Annotated in this window: 14 protein-coding genes; 5 read left to right on the plus strand and 9 right to left on the minus strand. The window is 64.0% G+C overall.

Annotation, left to right across the window (positions count from 1 at the left end; translation table 11 throughout):
- Positions 1-4 precede the first annotated feature (4 nt).
- Together AC1RGE_RS02540 and AC1RGE_RS02545 are read right to left on the minus strand one after the other, a co-directional pair.
- A complete protein-coding gene (locus tag AC1RGE_RS02540; protein WP_053150870.1) occupies positions 5-334 on the minus strand; it encodes a DHCW motif cupin fold protein in 330 nt (109 codons plus the stop codon).
- A gap of 39 nt (positions 335-373) precedes the next feature.
- Positions 374-670, minus strand: a complete 297-nt coding sequence (locus AC1RGE_RS02545) for a hypothetical protein (RefSeq protein ID WP_492583252.1) — start codon at positions 668-670, stop codon at positions 374-376.
- A gap of 256 nt (positions 671-926) precedes the next feature.
- Between AC1RGE_RS02545 and AC1RGE_RS02550 the strand changes: the two genes are divergently transcribed.
- Positions 927-2372: a serralysin family metalloprotease gene (locus tag AC1RGE_RS02550; RefSeq protein ID WP_011060780.1), complete on the plus strand. Its 1446-nt coding sequence runs from the start codon at positions 927-929 to the stop codon at positions 2370-2372.
- Between the two features lie 52 nt (positions 2373-2424).
- Here the strand turns inward: AC1RGE_RS02550 and AC1RGE_RS02555 are convergent, their stop codons facing one another.
- Complete coding sequence (locus AC1RGE_RS02555) at positions 2425-3174, minus strand: glycine-rich domain-containing protein (RefSeq protein ID WP_492583254.1); 750 nt, start codon at positions 3172-3174, stop codon at positions 2425-2427.
- A 207-nt stretch (positions 3175-3381) separates the two neighbouring features.
- On the opposite strand from AC1RGE_RS02555, the gene AC1RGE_RS02560 reads away from it, so the two are divergent.
- Positions 3382-4608 carry a DUF2599 domain-containing protein gene (locus AC1RGE_RS02560; RefSeq protein ID WP_258611789.1) on the plus strand — a complete coding sequence of 409 codons (1227 nt, stop codon included), beginning with the start codon at positions 3382-3384 and terminating at the stop codon, positions 4606-4608.
- Between the two features lie 133 nt (positions 4609-4741).
- Here AC1RGE_RS02560 and AC1RGE_RS02565 read toward each other — a convergent pair whose 3' ends face one another.
- Positions 4742-6364 carry an MFS transporter gene (locus AC1RGE_RS02565; protein WP_492583256.1) on the minus strand — a complete coding sequence of 541 codons (1623 nt, stop codon included), beginning with the start codon at positions 6362-6364 and terminating at the stop codon, positions 4742-4744.
- 195 nt (positions 6365-6559) lie between these two features.
- A complete protein-coding gene (locus tag AC1RGE_RS02570) occupies positions 6560-8206 on the minus strand; it encodes a GMC family oxidoreductase (RefSeq protein WP_492583258.1) in 1647 nt (548 codons plus the stop codon).
- Positions 8207-8337: 131 nt separating this feature from the next.
- On the opposite strand from AC1RGE_RS02570, the gene AC1RGE_RS02575 reads away from it, so the two are divergent.
- The gene (locus AC1RGE_RS02575; RefSeq protein WP_019094402.1) at positions 8338-9225 is read left to right on the plus strand and encodes a LysR family transcriptional regulator; all 888 of its coding nucleotides are present in this window, start codon (positions 8338-8340) and stop codon (positions 9223-9225) included.
- A gap of 21 nt (positions 9226-9246) precedes the next feature.
- On the opposite strand, the gene AC1RGE_RS02580 is transcribed toward AC1RGE_RS02575, so the two are convergent.
- The 3 genes from AC1RGE_RS02580 to AC1RGE_RS02590 all read right to left on the minus strand — a co-directional run bounded on the left by AC1RGE_RS02580 (position 9247) and on the right by AC1RGE_RS02590 (position 13201).
- A complete protein-coding gene (locus tag AC1RGE_RS02580) occupies positions 9247-10452 on the minus strand; it encodes a hypothetical protein (RefSeq protein WP_258028633.1) in 1206 nt (401 codons plus the stop codon).
- A 118-nt stretch (positions 10453-10570) separates the two neighbouring features.
- Positions 10571-11506, minus strand: coding sequence for a phytanoyl-CoA dioxygenase family protein (locus AC1RGE_RS02585; RefSeq protein ID WP_019094400.1), 936 nt, complete (start codon positions 11504-11506; stop codon positions 10571-10573).
- Positions 11507-11686: 180 nt separating this feature from the next.
- Complete coding sequence (locus AC1RGE_RS02590; protein WP_492583260.1) at positions 11687-13201, minus strand: MFS transporter; 1515 nt, start codon at positions 13199-13201, stop codon at positions 11687-11689.
- 155 nt (positions 13202-13356) lie between these two features.
- Between AC1RGE_RS02590 and AC1RGE_RS02595 the strand changes: the two genes are divergently transcribed.
- Positions 13357-13986 (plus strand): TetR/AcrR family transcriptional regulator, encoded by a 630-nt coding sequence (locus tag AC1RGE_RS02595; RefSeq protein ID WP_492583262.1) that lies wholly within the window; start codon positions 13357-13359, stop codon positions 13984-13986.
- Positions 13987-14017: 31 nt separating this feature from the next.
- Positions 14018-14392: a hypothetical protein gene (locus tag AC1RGE_RS02600; RefSeq protein ID WP_011060789.1), complete on the plus strand. Its 375-nt coding sequence runs from the start codon at positions 14018-14020 to the stop codon at positions 14390-14392.
- A gap of 36 nt (positions 14393-14428) precedes the next feature.
- Here AC1RGE_RS02600 and AC1RGE_RS02605 read toward each other — a convergent pair whose 3' ends face one another.
- Positions 14429-15469 (minus strand): DUF6602 domain-containing protein, encoded by a 1041-nt coding sequence (locus AC1RGE_RS02605; protein ID WP_019094397.1) that lies wholly within the window; start codon positions 15467-15469, stop codon positions 14429-14431.
- Between the last annotated feature and the right edge of the window lie 10 nt (positions 15470-15479).

Raw genomic sequence — 15479 nt, forward strand, 5'->3', positions numbered from 1 at the left:
CGCTTCAATCCACCACGAACAGCTTGGCCCCCACGGCGGTGAAGGAGCGGTGCGGCTCGGCGTTGTCCGCCACCTGGTAGCTCATGCCCGGGGTCAGGACGAACCGCCGGCCGTCCTCCAGCTCGGTGTGCAGCTCGCCTTCCAGGCACAACAGGATGTGGCCCTTGGAGCACCAGTGGTCGGCCAGGTAGCCGGGGCTGTACTCCACCATGCGCACGCGAATTTCACCGAACTGCCGGGTGCGCCAGAAGGCGCTGCCGGTTTCGCCGCGATGCTCGGTAGGTTCGATGCTCGACCAGTCGGTGGTGGCGAAGGGAATTGCGCTGATGTGCATGCACGGCTCTTGAGGTTGTGAGGCAAAAGGGGAGAGGGCTCAGTCGTCCACGGCTTCGCAGAGACCACTGGCGCCATGCTTGTCGGTGTACTTGACGGTCACCGATTCGTCGTCCTCGACGCTGATGGACAGGCTGATTTCTGCCGTCTTGACCTGGAAATGCCGGTCATCCACGGCATTGTTCTTGACTGCTTTGCCGTTGATGTAAACCGGGCCGCCCTGGTCGGCGCTGACTGCCAGATTGCCCGGGCAGGAGACATTGAACAGTGGAATGCCTTCGGCGTGGGCCGAGCCGGCAAGGATCAGCAAGGTGCCCAGAAACAGGATTTTGCGCATCACAGACTCCTATCCAAAGAGGGCCGCGGGGCCCCGGTGCGGTGTCTAGCCTATCCCTTGGCGCCCCCTCGTGCGAGTGGAAAATTTACCCCGTGCCAGAGCGTTCCGGGAGCTTTGTAGGACAAAAAAAACCGTGGACTCACGGCTGACGGATATGTCAGGTTTCCAGCGCCTCAATGGGCGAGTGATAGGACGATCTCGCAGGCGGGGTCGCAGCTGTCCTATCGGATTTTTTGTCTGGAACAAGGACGTAGCAATGTCAAAAGCACTCTCGGAAGCAGTCGGCAACGGTATCGATTCGGCCGCTCAGGCCAGCCATGCCTACCAGCAAGTTCTGGCCTTCAGCCACCTGTATGACCGTGGCGGCAGTGAGCTGGTGAACGGCAAGCCATCCTTCACCGCCGACCAGGCGGCGGATTCGATCCTGCGCAAAGGCCTGTCCTGGCACGACCAGAACGGCGATGGCAAGATCGACCTGAGCTACAGCTTCCTCACCGAAAAACCGGCCAACTACAACCCGGCCCTGGGCAGCTTCAGCGAGTTCAGCGCACTGCAAAAAGCCCAGGCGCTGCTGTCCCTGCAATCGTGGGCGGACGTGGCCAACGTGACCTTCACTGAAGCGGCCAAGGGTGGCGACGGCCACATGAGCTTCGGCAACTACAACGTCAGCACCGGCGGCGCGGCCTTTGCCTACCTGCCGTCCGGCAGCAGCTACGACGGCCAGTCCTGGTACCTGATCAACGACCAGTACCGGGTCAACGAAACCCCGGGCAACGGCAACTACGGCCGCCAGACCCTGACCCACGAAATCGGCCACAGCCTGGGCCTGTCCCACCCGGGCGTGTACAACGCCGGCAGCGGCAGCCCGACCTACAACGACGTGACCTACGCCCAGGACACCCGCGGCTACAGCCTGATGAGCTACTGGAGTGAGAGCAACACCGGGCAGGACTTCAGCAAGGACGGCGGCGGTGCCTACGCCTCGGCGCCGTTGCTGGACGATATCGTCGCGGTGCAGAAGCTCTATGGCGCCAATCTGGAAACCCGTGCCGACGACACTGTCTACGGCTTCAACTCCAACACCGGTCGGGACTTCTACAGCGCCCACAGCGCTTCGGACAAGCTGGTGTTCGCGGTCTGGGACGGCGGCGGCAACGATACCCTGGATTTCTCGGGTTTCACCCAGAACCAGAAGATCAATCTCAATGAAGGGGGCTTCTCCGATGTCGGCGGCCTGGTGGGCAACGTGTCCATCGCCCATGGCGTGACGGTGGAAAACGCCATCGGCGGCTCGGGCAATGACCTGCTGATCGGCAACGCTGCGGCGAACATCCTCGAAGGCGGTGCCGGCAACGACATCATCTATGGCGGTGGCGGTGGCGACACCCTGTGGGGCGGGGCGGGGGCTGATACCTTCGTCTACGGCGCGGCTGCGGATTCGACCTTCGACGCCCCGGACTGGATCATGGATTTCGTCAGCGGCGAGGACAAGATCGACCTCACCGGAATCCCGCAATTCGCCTCCGGTGGCGCCACCCTGAACTTCGTCAGCGGCTTCACCGGGCATGCCGGCGACGCGATCCTCACCTACTACGCCGAAACCAACCAGACCAGCCTGATGATCGACCTGACCGGTCATGGCGCGGTGGACTTCGCCGTGGGTACCGTGGGCCAGGCGGCGGTCACCGACATCATCGCCTGATCGACCCTGGGTAACGGGAGCGGCGCCTCAAGGTGCCGCTCTTTGGCGAATTTCAGTCACCGCCCCCGCCGCCACAACCTCCGCCCCCGCAGCCACTGCTGTCGCCCCCGCCACCATCGCTGCTGCCACTGTCGCCATCACCGCCGAAACGCGAGCTGTCGCTGTCGCTGCTGCTGCCGGAAGAGTCGCTGTCCAGGGAGCTGCTGTGCAGCTCGCTGCCGCAGTGCACCAGGGTGGCGCTGCCGCCGTTGTCGGTCAGGCGGCGCAGGGACTGGCAGTCGGCGACGTAGTGAAAGCCCCCGGCAATCTTCAGCTTGGCGTCCAGGGCGAACAGCAGTGGCAGGCGGCTGGGCTGGGCCGGGTTGATGTTTTCTTCCAGGCAGGCCTGGCGCCAGACCCGGCGCAGGCCGTTGTCGCTTTGTTGCGCGGCGTTCTGGCCGAGCACCGCCGCCGGGGTGTGGTGGAGGAACTGGCCGAAGGCCTGGTTGCAGAACTGCTGGTAGTCCCGGGTATGCAAGATGAATTCGTGCCACAGGTCGTCCACCACCTGGGACGGCATCGACACGTAGCGCTGGCCGCTCTTGAGGTAGGCGAGAAAGAACTGGCGCAAGCCCTGGGCCACCAGCTGGCAGTCCTTGAGGTTCAGGTGTGGGTGCTGGGTGCGCAGGGGCTCGAACAAGCGCGGCGGCAGGGTGAAATTGCGGATGTGGGCTTCCCGACGCAAGGCCGTGAGGGCTTTCTGACGGCGCCAGAACACCAGGATCAGGGCCAGGGCCACCACTGCGGGCAAGATCAACAGCATGTTCGGTCTCCGCCGGAAAAAGTGCCGAGACAGTGGCGCAATGCGGCGTTTTATTCAAGCCATCGCCGTGCGCCTGCCGCCGGTGGTGGGGATCGGGGACACAGGCCGGGAAAAGTCCATCAGGGCCAACCAGCGCTTCTATCTTCTGCTTATTGCCGGACCACGACTTGGCTGGCCAGGGTTTACACACCACACGGAAGTCACCCCATGAAAGCACGCAGAACCCCCATTGCCGTTGCCATCGGCCTCGCCGGCCTGTGCCTGTTGCCCACGGTGCAGGCCGACCAGGGCAGCGACACGGTGGCCCGTCTCAACCAGTTGTACAACGACACCCGCCAGGATTGCGGCGGCCCGTCGAAACCGGCATTCCTGTGTTCCGGGGTGCTGTTTCGCGCCACCTGGCCGTCCACCGACTACCAGTTCTACAGCATCAGCCCGAAAAGCCAGGCCAGCGGCGGCGTATCGGCGTCCTACCTGCGCAAGGATTCGAAGTTCCGCAAGCTGGCCTACGGACTGCAGAGCGGCTTCATCTTCGACACCATCTTCGGCAACCCCAAGGATCACCAGGACTATGCGGTGCTCTGTTCCTTCCCCATCGACGCCGCCACCGACGACCGCGGGCAGCAGGGCTGCACCGACTCGCGGCGCACCCCGGGCAATGTCGAGAAGTACTGCCACGAGATCGGTGTGACCACCGCCGAGCAATGGGGCGCCAACTACCGACAGAACCGTGGCGACCACTCGCGCCAGTGTTCCTTCGATGTACGTGACGAACGCAACAGCGCCGCCGGCCCGGCGTTCTACCAGAGCATCCGCTCCATGGCGCAGATCGCCGCAGAATCCTTCGGCACTCAGAATGAGCTGCGCCTGGCCAAGTGGGAGGAAAAACCGCCGCAATCGCCCTCGATCCTGGCCCTGTTCTACACCGAGGATGGCGGCCTGGAAGGTGCGCGGCTGAACCAGATCCAGTGGTACAAGGCCGTGCAGCAGTACCTGCCGGTGATCAACATGAAGCTGCCGCAGACGCCGGCGCAGGACGCGAGTTTCGTCTACGACAACAAGAAGCAGGTGATCTACCCGATCACCGAGAAGAACGGCTGCGATCGCTATGTGCAGAGTGCGGTGTGGATCGAACGTGATGACCCGGGCTTCGACAAGAAAGTCATGACCCTGGAAGTCACGCCCACCGATTGCGGGCGCAACGTCAAGGACAACCAGACCAACAACTTCTTCAACGAACTGGCCAGCGACCACTACCTGGACGCCCAGTGGAAGAACAACCCGGACAACCGCGACAGCAGCGTGGGCAGCATGCGCCGGCAACTGGTCTGCCACTTCAATATTGCGCGCAACAAGCCGGAGTGGAACCTGGAGCCTTCACGGCCCTACACCTCCAACGAAGACTCCATCGCCAAGGGCTGCAACAACACCTGAGGCCCGCCAGACCGCCTTCGCCGGCAAGCCGGCTCCTACGGGCTCCCCGCACTATCACCGGCCACCGTAGGAGCTGGCTTGCCAGCGAAGAGGCCCGCAAGACCACCCCCGTCGGCAAGCCCGAGCACGCTGCTCAGCTGTGGTTGATGTCGACGTCCCGGGTTTCCCGCAGGCACAACAACCCCACCACCAGGCTGACCCCGGTAATCAGCACCGGGTACCACAGGCCATAGAAGATATCGCCGGTGTAGACCACCAGGGCAAAGGACACGGTCGGCAGGAAACCGCCGAACCAGCCGTTGCCGATGTGGTAGGGCAGGGACATGGAGGTGTAGCGGATACGGGTCGGGAACAGCTCCACCATCAGCGCCGCCAGCGGGCCGTAGCACATGGCGGCAATCAGGATCAGCGCGACGATCAGCGCCACCACCATGGTCTTGTTGACGTTCTGGCTGTCGGCCTGCTGCGGATAACCGGCCAGGGTCACTGCGCCGCGCAGGGCGGCCTCGTCGAAGCCGTTGATCTTCACATCACCGACGCTGACCTGCACCGGGCTGCCGGCGGGGGCGGCGATGCTGCTGTAGGGCAGGCCCTGCTTCACCAGGAAGGTCTTGACCTTGTCGCAGGGGCTGTCGAAGCGCGCCTTGCCCACCGGGTCGAACTGGAAGGTGCAGGTGGCCGGGTCGGCGGTGACGCTGATGGGCGCCTGGCGGCTGGCCTGGTCGATGGCCGGGTTGGCGTAGTGGGCCAGGGCCTTGAAGATCGGGAAGTACAGCAGCGTGGCCAGCAGCAGGCCGAGCATCAGCACCGGCTTGCGGCCGATCTTGTCCGAGAGCCAGCCAAAGAAGATGAACATCGGCGCGCCGATCACCACGCTGATGATCAGCAGGCTGTTGGCCAGGGCCGGGTCCATCTTGAGGAACTGGGTGAGAAAGAACAAAACGTAGAACTGCGCGGCATAGAAGGTCACCGCCTGCCCGGCATTGATGCTGAACAGGGCGATCAGCACCACCTTGAGGTTTTCCCACTTGCCGAAGGATTCGCGGATCGGCGCCTTGCTGGCGCGGCCTTCCTCTTTCATTTTCAGGAAGGCCGGCGACTCGTGCAGGCTCATGCGGATCCAGGTGGAGATGCCCAGCAGCACGATGGACAGCAGGAACGGCAGGCGCCAGCCCCAGACCTCGAACTGGTCGCCGGTGAAGTAACGGCAGGCCAGCACCACCAGCAGCGACAGCAGCAGGCCCAGGGTCGCGGTGGACTGGATCCAGCTGGTGTGCAAGCCGCGCTTGCCCTGGGGCGCGTGCTCGGCCACGTAGGTGGCGGCGCCGCCGTACTCGCCGCCCAGGGCCAGGCCCTGGAGCATGCGCAGGGCCACCAGGATGATCGGCGCGGCGATGCCGATGCTGGCGTAGTTGGGCAACAGGCCCACGGCGAAGGTCGCAACGCCCATGAGGATGATGGTGGCAAGGAAGGTGTACTTGCGCCCGATCATGTCCCCCAGGCGGCCGAACACCAGGGCGCCGAAGGGGCGCACCACGAAGCCGGCGGCAAAGGCCATCAGGGCGAAGATGAAGGCCGTGGTGTCGTTGACCCCGGCGAAGAACTGCTTGCTGATCACCGCCGCCAGGGCGCCGTAGAGGAAAAAGTCGTACCACTCGAACACCGTGCCGAGGGACGACGCGAAGATGACCTTCTGGCTGCCCTTGGCAGTGGAGTCCTGCAGGGGCGCGTTCAGGGGCTGTGCGTGTTCTGACATAGGGGGCTTCCTTACAGTGATTATTGTTGTTGTTCCACTGCCGACGCCGTTTCCGGCGCCGCTGTTGCAGATTCACCGCGACCGCACGATGAACCCTCGTATCCCTCATCCGTAGGAGCTGGCTTGCCAGCGAAGAGGCCCGTGAGCCGGGCGCCAGCCTTGGGGGCGCCTTCGCCGGCAAGCCGGCTCCTGCGCTCATGCCGGGGTGGCGGGCTCCTTGTGCTGGACCGTGCTCCTGGGGACGCTGGCGAGGATCAGTTCAGCGGCCTTTTCAGCGATCATCAAGGTCGGTGAGCAGGTATTGCCCGAGGTGATGCGCGGCATGATCGAGGCATCGGCGATGCGCAGCCCCGCAATGCCGTGCACCCGCAGTTGTGCGTCCACCACCGCCTGGGCATCGCTGCCCATGCGGCAGGTGCCCACCGGATGGAAGATAGTGGTGCCGATGCGGGCCGCGGCCTCGTGCAGTTGCTCGGTGCTTTGCAGCTCGGGGCCGGGCAGGTATTCGCTGGGCTTGAAGGGTTGCAAGGCCGGGGCGCCGACGATGCGTCGGGTCAGGCGGATGGCGTCGGCGGCGACCCGCAGGTCCTCGGGGTGGCTCAGGTAGTTGGGCTGGATCAGCGGCGCATCGCCGGCCTCCACGGAACGGATCTCGACCCGGCCACGGCTCTGCGGGCGCAGGTCGCAGACCGAGGCGGTAAAGGCCGGGAAGGCGTGCAGCGGTTCGCCGAAACGCTCCAGGGACAGCGGCTGCACGTGGTACTCCAGGTTGGCCCGGGTCTGTTCCGGGCCCGAGCGGGCAAAGGCGCCAAGCTGGCTGGGGGCCATGGACAGCGGACCGCTGCGGTCATACAGGTAGCGCAGGCCCATGCCCATCTTGCCCCACAGGCTGCCCGCGATCTGGTTCAGGGTGCGGGCGTTCTCCAGCTTGTAGATCAGGCGCAGTTGCAGGTGGTCCTGCAGGTTGCCGCCCACCCCGGGTAGGGCATGGCAGACGCCTATCCCCAAGCGTTGCAGGAGCGGCGCCGGGCCGATCCCCGAGCGCTGCAGGATGCTCGGCGAGCCGACGGAGCCGGCGCAGAGGATGATCTCGCGGCGCGCCTTGAAGTTCTCCAGGCGCCCTTGGCAACTGGCCCGCACCGCTGTGGCGCGGCCGTCCTCGAGGATCAGCCGCTGCACCTCGATGCCGGTCAGCACCACCAGGTTCGGGCGCTGGGCGATGGGTTTGAGAAAGGCCTTGGCGGCGTTCCAGCGCACCCCGGCCTTCTGGTTGACCTGGAAGTAGCCGCAGCCTTCGTTGTCGCCGCCGTTGAAGTCGTCGATGTTGCGAATGCCGCTCTGCTCGGCAGCGCTGCGAAAGGCATCGAGGATCGGCCACGACAGGCGCTGGCGCTCGACCCGCCATTCACCGGCGGCGCCGTGCAGTTCGCTGCCGCCGGCAAAGTGGTTCTCGCTTTTCTTGAACAGCGGCAGCACCTGGTCCCAGCCCCAGCCCGGGTTGCCTTCAGCGGCCCAGCTGTCGTAGTCGGCAGCCTGCCCACGCATGTAGATCATGCCGTTGATCGACGAGCAGCCTCCCAGCACCTTGCCCCGCGGGTAGCTCAGGCTGCGGCCCTGCAGGCCGGGCTCGGCCTCGGTCTTGAAGCACCAGTCGGTGCGCGGGTTGCCGATGCAGAACAGGTAGCCCACGGGGATGTGGATCCAGGGATAGTTGTCGCGGCCACCGGCTTCCAGCAGCAGCACACGGTGCTGGGGGTTGGCCGACAGGCGATTGGCCAGAAGACAGCCGGCGGGGCCGGCGCCGACCACGATGTAGTCGTAGGCGTCAAAGGCAGGGAGCATCCTTAACCTCGTTTTTCGTTCTTATTGGGAGCCATCCTAGTTGTTAGCTTTCGTTAAAAGAATGTTAGTTTTTACCCACCCGCTGTGCGTTTTCTAACAGCGTTGGCCTTCGACTCCGGCAAGGAAACCCCATGTTCGACTGGAATGACCTGCGCTTCTTTCTTGAGCTGCAACGCAGCGGCCGCCTGCTGACCGCCGCGCGACGGCTGAACACCACCCACGCCACGGTGGCCCGGCACATCGAGGCGGTGGAGAAGGCCCTGGGCACCGCACTGTTCGTCCAGCACGCCCAGGGCTACGAACTGACCCCGGCCGGCGAAGCGCTGCTCAAGCACGCCGAGGCCATGGAAAACGTCGCCTTGCTGGTGCAGGAAGAGATCACCCAGTCCAGCGCGCCTTTGGGCAAGATCCGTGTCGGGGTCACCGAGGGCCTGGGGGTGAAGTTTCTCGCCAGCCGCATGGTTGGGCTGTTCGAGCGGTATCCAGGGCTGGAAGTGGAACTGGTGGCGGTGCCGCGCTTTGTCAGCATTCTCAACCGTGAGGCGGAGATCAGCATCCACCTGGAGCGCCCCAGCGCCGACATGCTGGTGACCCGCAAGCTCACCGACTACCGCCTGGCGCTGTACGCCAGCCAGGCCTACCTGGACCGCGCGCCGCCCTTGCGCAGCCGCGAGGACCTGGGCCGGCATGCCTGGATCGGCTATGTCGATGATCTCTTGTTCAGCCAGGAGCTGATGTTCCTCAACAGCTTCTGCCGCAACCCCCAGGTGGTGTTCCACAGCACCAGTGTCATTGCCCAGCAGGAAGCGGCCCGTTCCGGCCTGGGGATCGCCGTGCTGCCGTGCTACATGGCCGCCGCCGACCCGCAACTGGTGCCGCTGCTGCCGGCGGAAAGCATCCAGCGCGCCTACTGGATCAGCACCCGCCGCGAACTGCACAAATCGGTGCGGCTGCGGGTGGTCTGGGATTACCTGGTGGAGCAGTGTGCGGCGCAGCAGCAGGTGTTGCTGGGGCCTTGAAGTGAGCTTGGTTTTGGACGGTTACTTACTCAAGAGCTTCATGCACCAGTACACCGCACTGGCGACTTTCTCATGGGCGTTACCCACCAAGTCGATCCACTCCAGATTGCTCTTGAGTTTGCTGAGCAAGTGACCATTGACCGTGCTGGTGGACACCAGGCGAAGGGGTTGCAGTTTGTTCAGGGAGTCGAACAACTGTGCTCGACTTTCCACGACTAACTGGGCCTGGTCGGCGAGGGACACGACTATGTCCTTACGCTTGCGATCATTGTTGATCTTGTTTCTGATCGTGCTGATCTTGGTCATCAGTTTCGTGGCTCTAAGCAGATCTCTGTCGTTTTTAAGGTCAGGAGCCGAACTGAAGGACATTTGACTAAAAGCCAGTTGGAGTCGCGCCGTTCCAGGGCACCGATCCGCAACAAAACCCGCCATGATCTCAATGTCGCTAGCGGTGCCGTCGTGGCGTACAAGGATCTTTTCCAGAACCTGGGTCAGGGTAGATATGTGTTCGTTGATTTCTTCAACGGCTTTTTCCAGGGGGGGCAGCAATGATTGAGGGCCGTCCGCTTCCAGGTGTTGATAGGCTGCGCGAAAGTTTGGCGTCTGATCTGCGATGTTATGTAACTGCGTCATCAGTGCTATCAGCGTTGCTTCGCTCCAGTCATCTCCCAGGGGTAGCACCACAGATTGGTCGAGCCCTTTCACCAGTACACAAAGGCACGGCTGCTCTGCCGGGGAAATGGCGAAGAGTTCGGCGAATTCGGGTACGAACTGTGCGGTGGCCTTCGACGAGTTCCTGGCAATTCTCCCCCGCAGCTCTTCCCAGTCATGGCCCAGGTCCTGAAAGGTTTGTTCGTTTCGCAGAGGTCGTATGAATTTGTCGGGGTGTTGCGATGAGGGAAATGCGTAACCCGGAAACGCTGCGACCTCTCCTCTGGGTTGATCTATACCCAAGGCATTGTTCGTCGTTGGGTCCAGCAAGAGAAAGGCAACTTTGCGCCCCAATGCAGTATCAGCTTCATCCAGGTTGGCAATCAGCGATGCGAGCTTTTGCTGATCTGCGTCGCTTGGGGCAAGCAACACGCAGAGCAGTCTTTGCTGTTCTTGTCGGGTATGAAACCAATCGACGAGCTCTTGCGGCGATGCTGAGCTGATGAGCATTTCAATATCCTTATAAAAATGGTTTGAGCAGCCTTGCGGCATCAACGGACTGATGGCTGGCGCCAATCATATTTCATCTCGACAGGGATTAGCGGTTAAGAGAAGCCATTGTTGATGGACTATTGAGTCTGCGATTAAGTCATCGAACCGCTGCTGGGTGCTCTATCAAGCCGGGGCTGTAGGTTCAGAGGATCGGCCCGCAATGGACCGAGCTGCGGATCGGTGCCCCGGGCGTGATATCGACGAAGCGCGAGCCGTAGGACACTGGGTTCAGCGGGCCACCGTCCAGGCCCATGCCCAGGCCACCGGCGCTGCGGGTTTCGCCTTCCTGCATCAGTGGATCAAGGCATGCGCGCCAGTCCAGCAGGCGCAGGGTCACAGCCTGGCGGCGTTCCAGGTCGCCGGCCAGCAAGGGGCTGGAGCGGTGCCACAGGTACTTGCTGAACAGCAGGGCGTCGCCGGGTTCGAACGAGTCTTCGATGCGCTGTGCTTCGAAGCTGTCGGTGAGCATCCCGGGCGTGCAGTAGGTCTGGTGCAGGTGCGCGGAAAATTCGGCCACCGACTCGCCCCGTGCCAGTTTGCCTGCCAGCAGGCGCGAGAACTGAAAATTCTCCTGGGCCGAGAATTGCGACAGGGGCACCCAGGCCATGCCGCCACCTTGCACTTCGGGGCGGATCGGCTGCAGCGGCATCCACAGGCTGAAGGCCGGGTCCTGGGGGCGGATGTAGCGAAAGTTCAGCGAGTCGTAGTGCCAGGCAAAGCCCGAGCGTCCCACCCCCAGCTCGAAACTCTGGGCCTCGCTCATGATCAGGCGGCAGCCGCTGAGGCGGGTCAGCACCTGGGCGAAGGCCGGTTGCCGGTAGAGGCGTTCGAGGATGCCGACCTGGGTCACCCGGTGGGTCAGGCGACTGAAACCGTCGCCATGGGCCGAGGTGCCCGAGGAGGTCGGGCGCAGTTGGCTGTTGGCCAGCTCGCGCAGTTGCAGGATGGCCGCAGGCGTCAACAACCCCCGCAGCTTGATGAAGCCACGCTCCTTGAAATGCCGTAGATCGTCCTGGTCCAGGCGTAGCGGGTTGACCAGGGCAGGGGCGGTGTCAGGCAGGACCGGTGGCAGGTTCACGGGGGTATTCCATTACCAGGGGACAAGGCCCTTGAGTATGGACAGTGCGCGCCGGGGCGACAGGCTGGATTCGACCTTGAGCAACGCCTTTGCGACATCGGGCAGGGAGGACGGCGCCTTAGTCGTCAGGCCGGATGTAGCGGTCCCGGACCTGGAAGGTCGGTGCCACCACGGCGCTTGTCAACGAGCCGGCCTGGTGCCGGGGCTGCCGGCAGGCTCGCGGACCGCTTGCTGGCGAGTTCCCAGCAACAGCCCCATGGCCAGCAGGCTGGCGCAACCGGCCAGGGCCATGGCCAGGCCAAATCCGCTGGTCATGGCGGCGCCATAGAGGTCGGCGAACAGCGGGTCGTGCAGCGGCAGGCGGTGTTCGGTCACCGCTTGCCGGGCCAGTTCGGCGGCGCCGTCGAACCCGGCCGCGGCGCCGGATTCGCCGAGCACTTGCACTGCCCGGGTGCTCATCAGGCTGCCGAGCAGGGCGATGCCGACGCTCATGCCGGTCTGGCGCAGGGCGTTCATGCTGGCCGAGGCGATGCCGGCGCGCTCTGCCGGTGCGCAGGCCATCACCACCAGCCCGGTGGCCGGCACCGCCAGGCCCATGCCCAGCCCCAGCAGACCGAACAGCGAACCCACCCGCCAGTAGGGCGTGTGGGCATCGAAGCCGGCCATGGCGCTCATGGCCAGGCCTACCAGGCCATAGCCGCCAACCATCAGCCAGGGCAGGGGGATGCGCCGGTGCAAGCGGCCAAAGAGCATCGATACAACGCCTGTGACCACGAACTGCGGAAGCATGCGCAGGCCGGTGTCGGCGGCGGACCAGCCCTGGATCTGCTGCAGGAAGATCGAGAAGAAGAACAGGCTGCTGTAGCAGGAAAACCCGAGGATGAACGAGGCCAGGTTGGCCACCGCAAAGGGCCGCTGGCGAAACAGGGTGACGGGCACCAGGGGCCGCTGCACTCGACGCTCGACCTGGATCAGGGCCAGCAGCGCCAGCGTCGCCAGCAGCAATGAGGTGAGCGCCTCGCGGCTGCCGAAACCGTCCTCGCCAGCGACGATCAGGCCGTAGGTCAGGGCCCCCAGGCAGAGCACGCTGAGGATCTGGCCCAGGGGGTCGAGTGCGGCGTGCTGGGGGTACTTGCGCTCGCTGATGCCCCAGCCGCCCAGGGCCAGGGCCAGCAGGCCGATGGGCAGGTTGATCAGGAAAATGCTCTGCCAGCCCAGGTGCTCCAGCAACAGGCCACCCAGCAGCGGGCCGAGGATCAGGGCCAGGGCGCTGAAGGCCGACCAGCCGCCGATCACGTGGGCCCGTTGCCGAGGCTCGGGAAAGGCGTGGCTGAGGATCGGCATCGCTCCGGGAATCAGCAGGGCCCCGGCCAGCCCCTGCACTGCGCGCCCGGCCAGCAGCAGCGAAAGCTCCTGGGCCAGCGCGCACAGCGCCGAGCCGAGGCAGAACAGCAGCACACCGATCAGCCAGCAGCGTTTGTGACCAAAGCGATCCCCCAGGGGGCCTGCCGAGAGCATGAACGCCGAGAGGCAGATGGCGTAGGCATTGACCACCCATTGCAGGCCGCCCAGGTCGGTGGCCAGGGCCTGCTGCAAGGTTGGCAGGGCGACGTTGACGATGCTGATGTCGAGGGACGCCAGGAAGGTCCCGAGGTAGGCGGCGGCGACCAGGGCCGGGCGACGATAGCGCTGCATGATGTATCTCCCGCAAGGTCTGGAATGGGCTTGCAGGGCGAGCATAGTATTTCGACTGACCGTCGGTCAATGGAGAATGAAAAAGATTCTCAACTCTCTTTTCCCCCACAAATCCCCTAGAATGGCGACCTTTGTCGAACAGCCCGGATTCGTTCATGAGTGTCAAAACCTCCCCGGTTGCCAAGCGCGCTGCCCAGCCGCGGCCGCGCACCAAACCGGCCGAAGTACGCCTGGAAGAGCTGATGGCCGCCGCCCAAGACCTGTTCCTCAGCCAGGGCGTGGAAGCCACCACCATCAGCGAGATCGTCGAGCGCGCCGAGGTGGCCAAGGGCACCTTCTATCATTACTTCCAATCCAAGAACGACATGCTGGTGGCCCTGGGGCAACGCTATACCCAGCACTACCTGCAGCGCCTGGAGCAGGCGGTGGCGGCCTGCCCCGAGGACGACTGGGTGGCGCAGCTCAGCAGCTGGATCCGCACCAGCGTGCAGGCCTACCTCGACACCTACCGCCTGCACGACATCGTCTACCCCAACCACCATCATCACGACCGCGGCAACCCGGAAAAGAACGCGATCCTCGAGCAGTTGCTGGGCCTTCTCGAAGGCGGCCAGCGCGCCGGCTGCTGGTCCCTGGCCCAGCCAGGGGTGATCGCTTCGCTGATCTACGCCGGGGTGCATGGCGCCACCGACGATGTGATCGCCGCCGGCGAGGACGATGGCCGGGCCCTGGCCGAGGCCATTGTCCAGGCGTGCCTGCACATGCTGGGCCTGCCTCCTTCTTGATGTTTCCACGGGTAAAAGGAACGACCCTGCAATGAAAAAGATCAACCTCATTCTCGGCGCCGCGCTGGCGCTGTACCTGGCGTACCAGGCCTATGGCTCGTTCTACTACGGCACGCCGTATCAGGGCCGCGACTACAGCGCCGACCAGGCCTTCTACTACCAGAAGTACCGCTTGTTCAGCTGGCGCACCTGGATTCCCACCATGACCATGCCCGGCGATGGCGACAGCTCGCGCTACAGCGTTGGCGGCTACCTGCGGGTGTTCAAGGCCGACGGCACGCTGGTAGGGCAGTCCTATGACGGCTGCATCGCGGTGGTGGAAGTGTTCTGGTACGACGACGCAGTGGGTGGCTTCGGCTGCAGCGAGCACTTGATCGCGCTGCCCACGAAGGCCACGGCGGGCTGAGCGCCCAGTCGCGGTTTGCGGGCCCTGCCGATCGCTTCAGGCCCCGGCCTTCCACAAGCCGAACTTGCCCGCCAGATCCAGCTTGGGATCACGCACCCGGGTCAGGTTGATCGCGGCGCCGGACCAGCCGCCCTCCATCTCTTCACTCAGGTGGTATTTCAACAGGTTGTACTGGATCGCCGTCCCCCCCAGTTGCTGGTAGCCGATGCGTGAGGTCACCGCCTCCAGCAAGCTGGAAATCAGGTATTGCAGCGGCGTTTCGTAGGCCTTGATGGCGATGCCGTAGTCGAAGCTCTCAGCGTTGCTTTCGCGAAAGCAACCGAAGAATTCCTGCTTGCTCATGCTGCTGGACATGGCCGTGTTGTAGCTCTGGCGACAGGCCTCCAGGTCGGCGGCGCCGGGCCGGGGCAGGGCCAGGTGGTTGTTGAGGTTCTTCAGGGTCACACAGCCCTGGGTGGCAATGACCTCGGGCATCAGGGTCACGTCCAGTTCACCGGCACGGTCGGGGATGTTGTGCCAGGCGTTCAGGCTGTTGCGCAAAAGCTCCAGGCTGCTGCCGGGGTAGCCTCGATACCCGTACACATAGGCTGGCGGCAGCACCAGGCCCATGACCGAATTCATCTGCGACACCGTCAGGTTCTGATAGTCGCGTCCATAGATGCGGGCGCTGTACTCGTCCAGGGAGTGGCGCAGCACCGAGGGCTTGAGGTTGCGCACCGACTTGCCGTTCTCCAGCGCCTCGAACAGGCTCTTCTCGTTGAGTTGGGACTTGACCTCCACGGTGGCGATCACCCCTTCGATCAGGTACACGTCCGCCGAGCCGAAGGTACGCAGCGTGGGGAAATCGTTGCGGTAGATGATCAGGTCGATCTGCTTGGAGATGCTTCCTTCGGAGTCGATGATCTGCCCGGCACCGATGCTGATGTTGCTCGGCAGAAAGCGCTTGAGGACGTCACGGATGAAACTCTCCCGGGCGTCACCGAGGACGCCGGAGTGGCTGGCGATGGTGCTGCTGACGCTGAAGCTGCTTTCCAGGACCCGGGCGATGGATTTCGCCCATTTGCTGATGATTGCCATGGGGCTTCCT

It is taken from the genome of Pseudomonas sp. GW823-FHT02C05 (assembly GCF_058797595.1).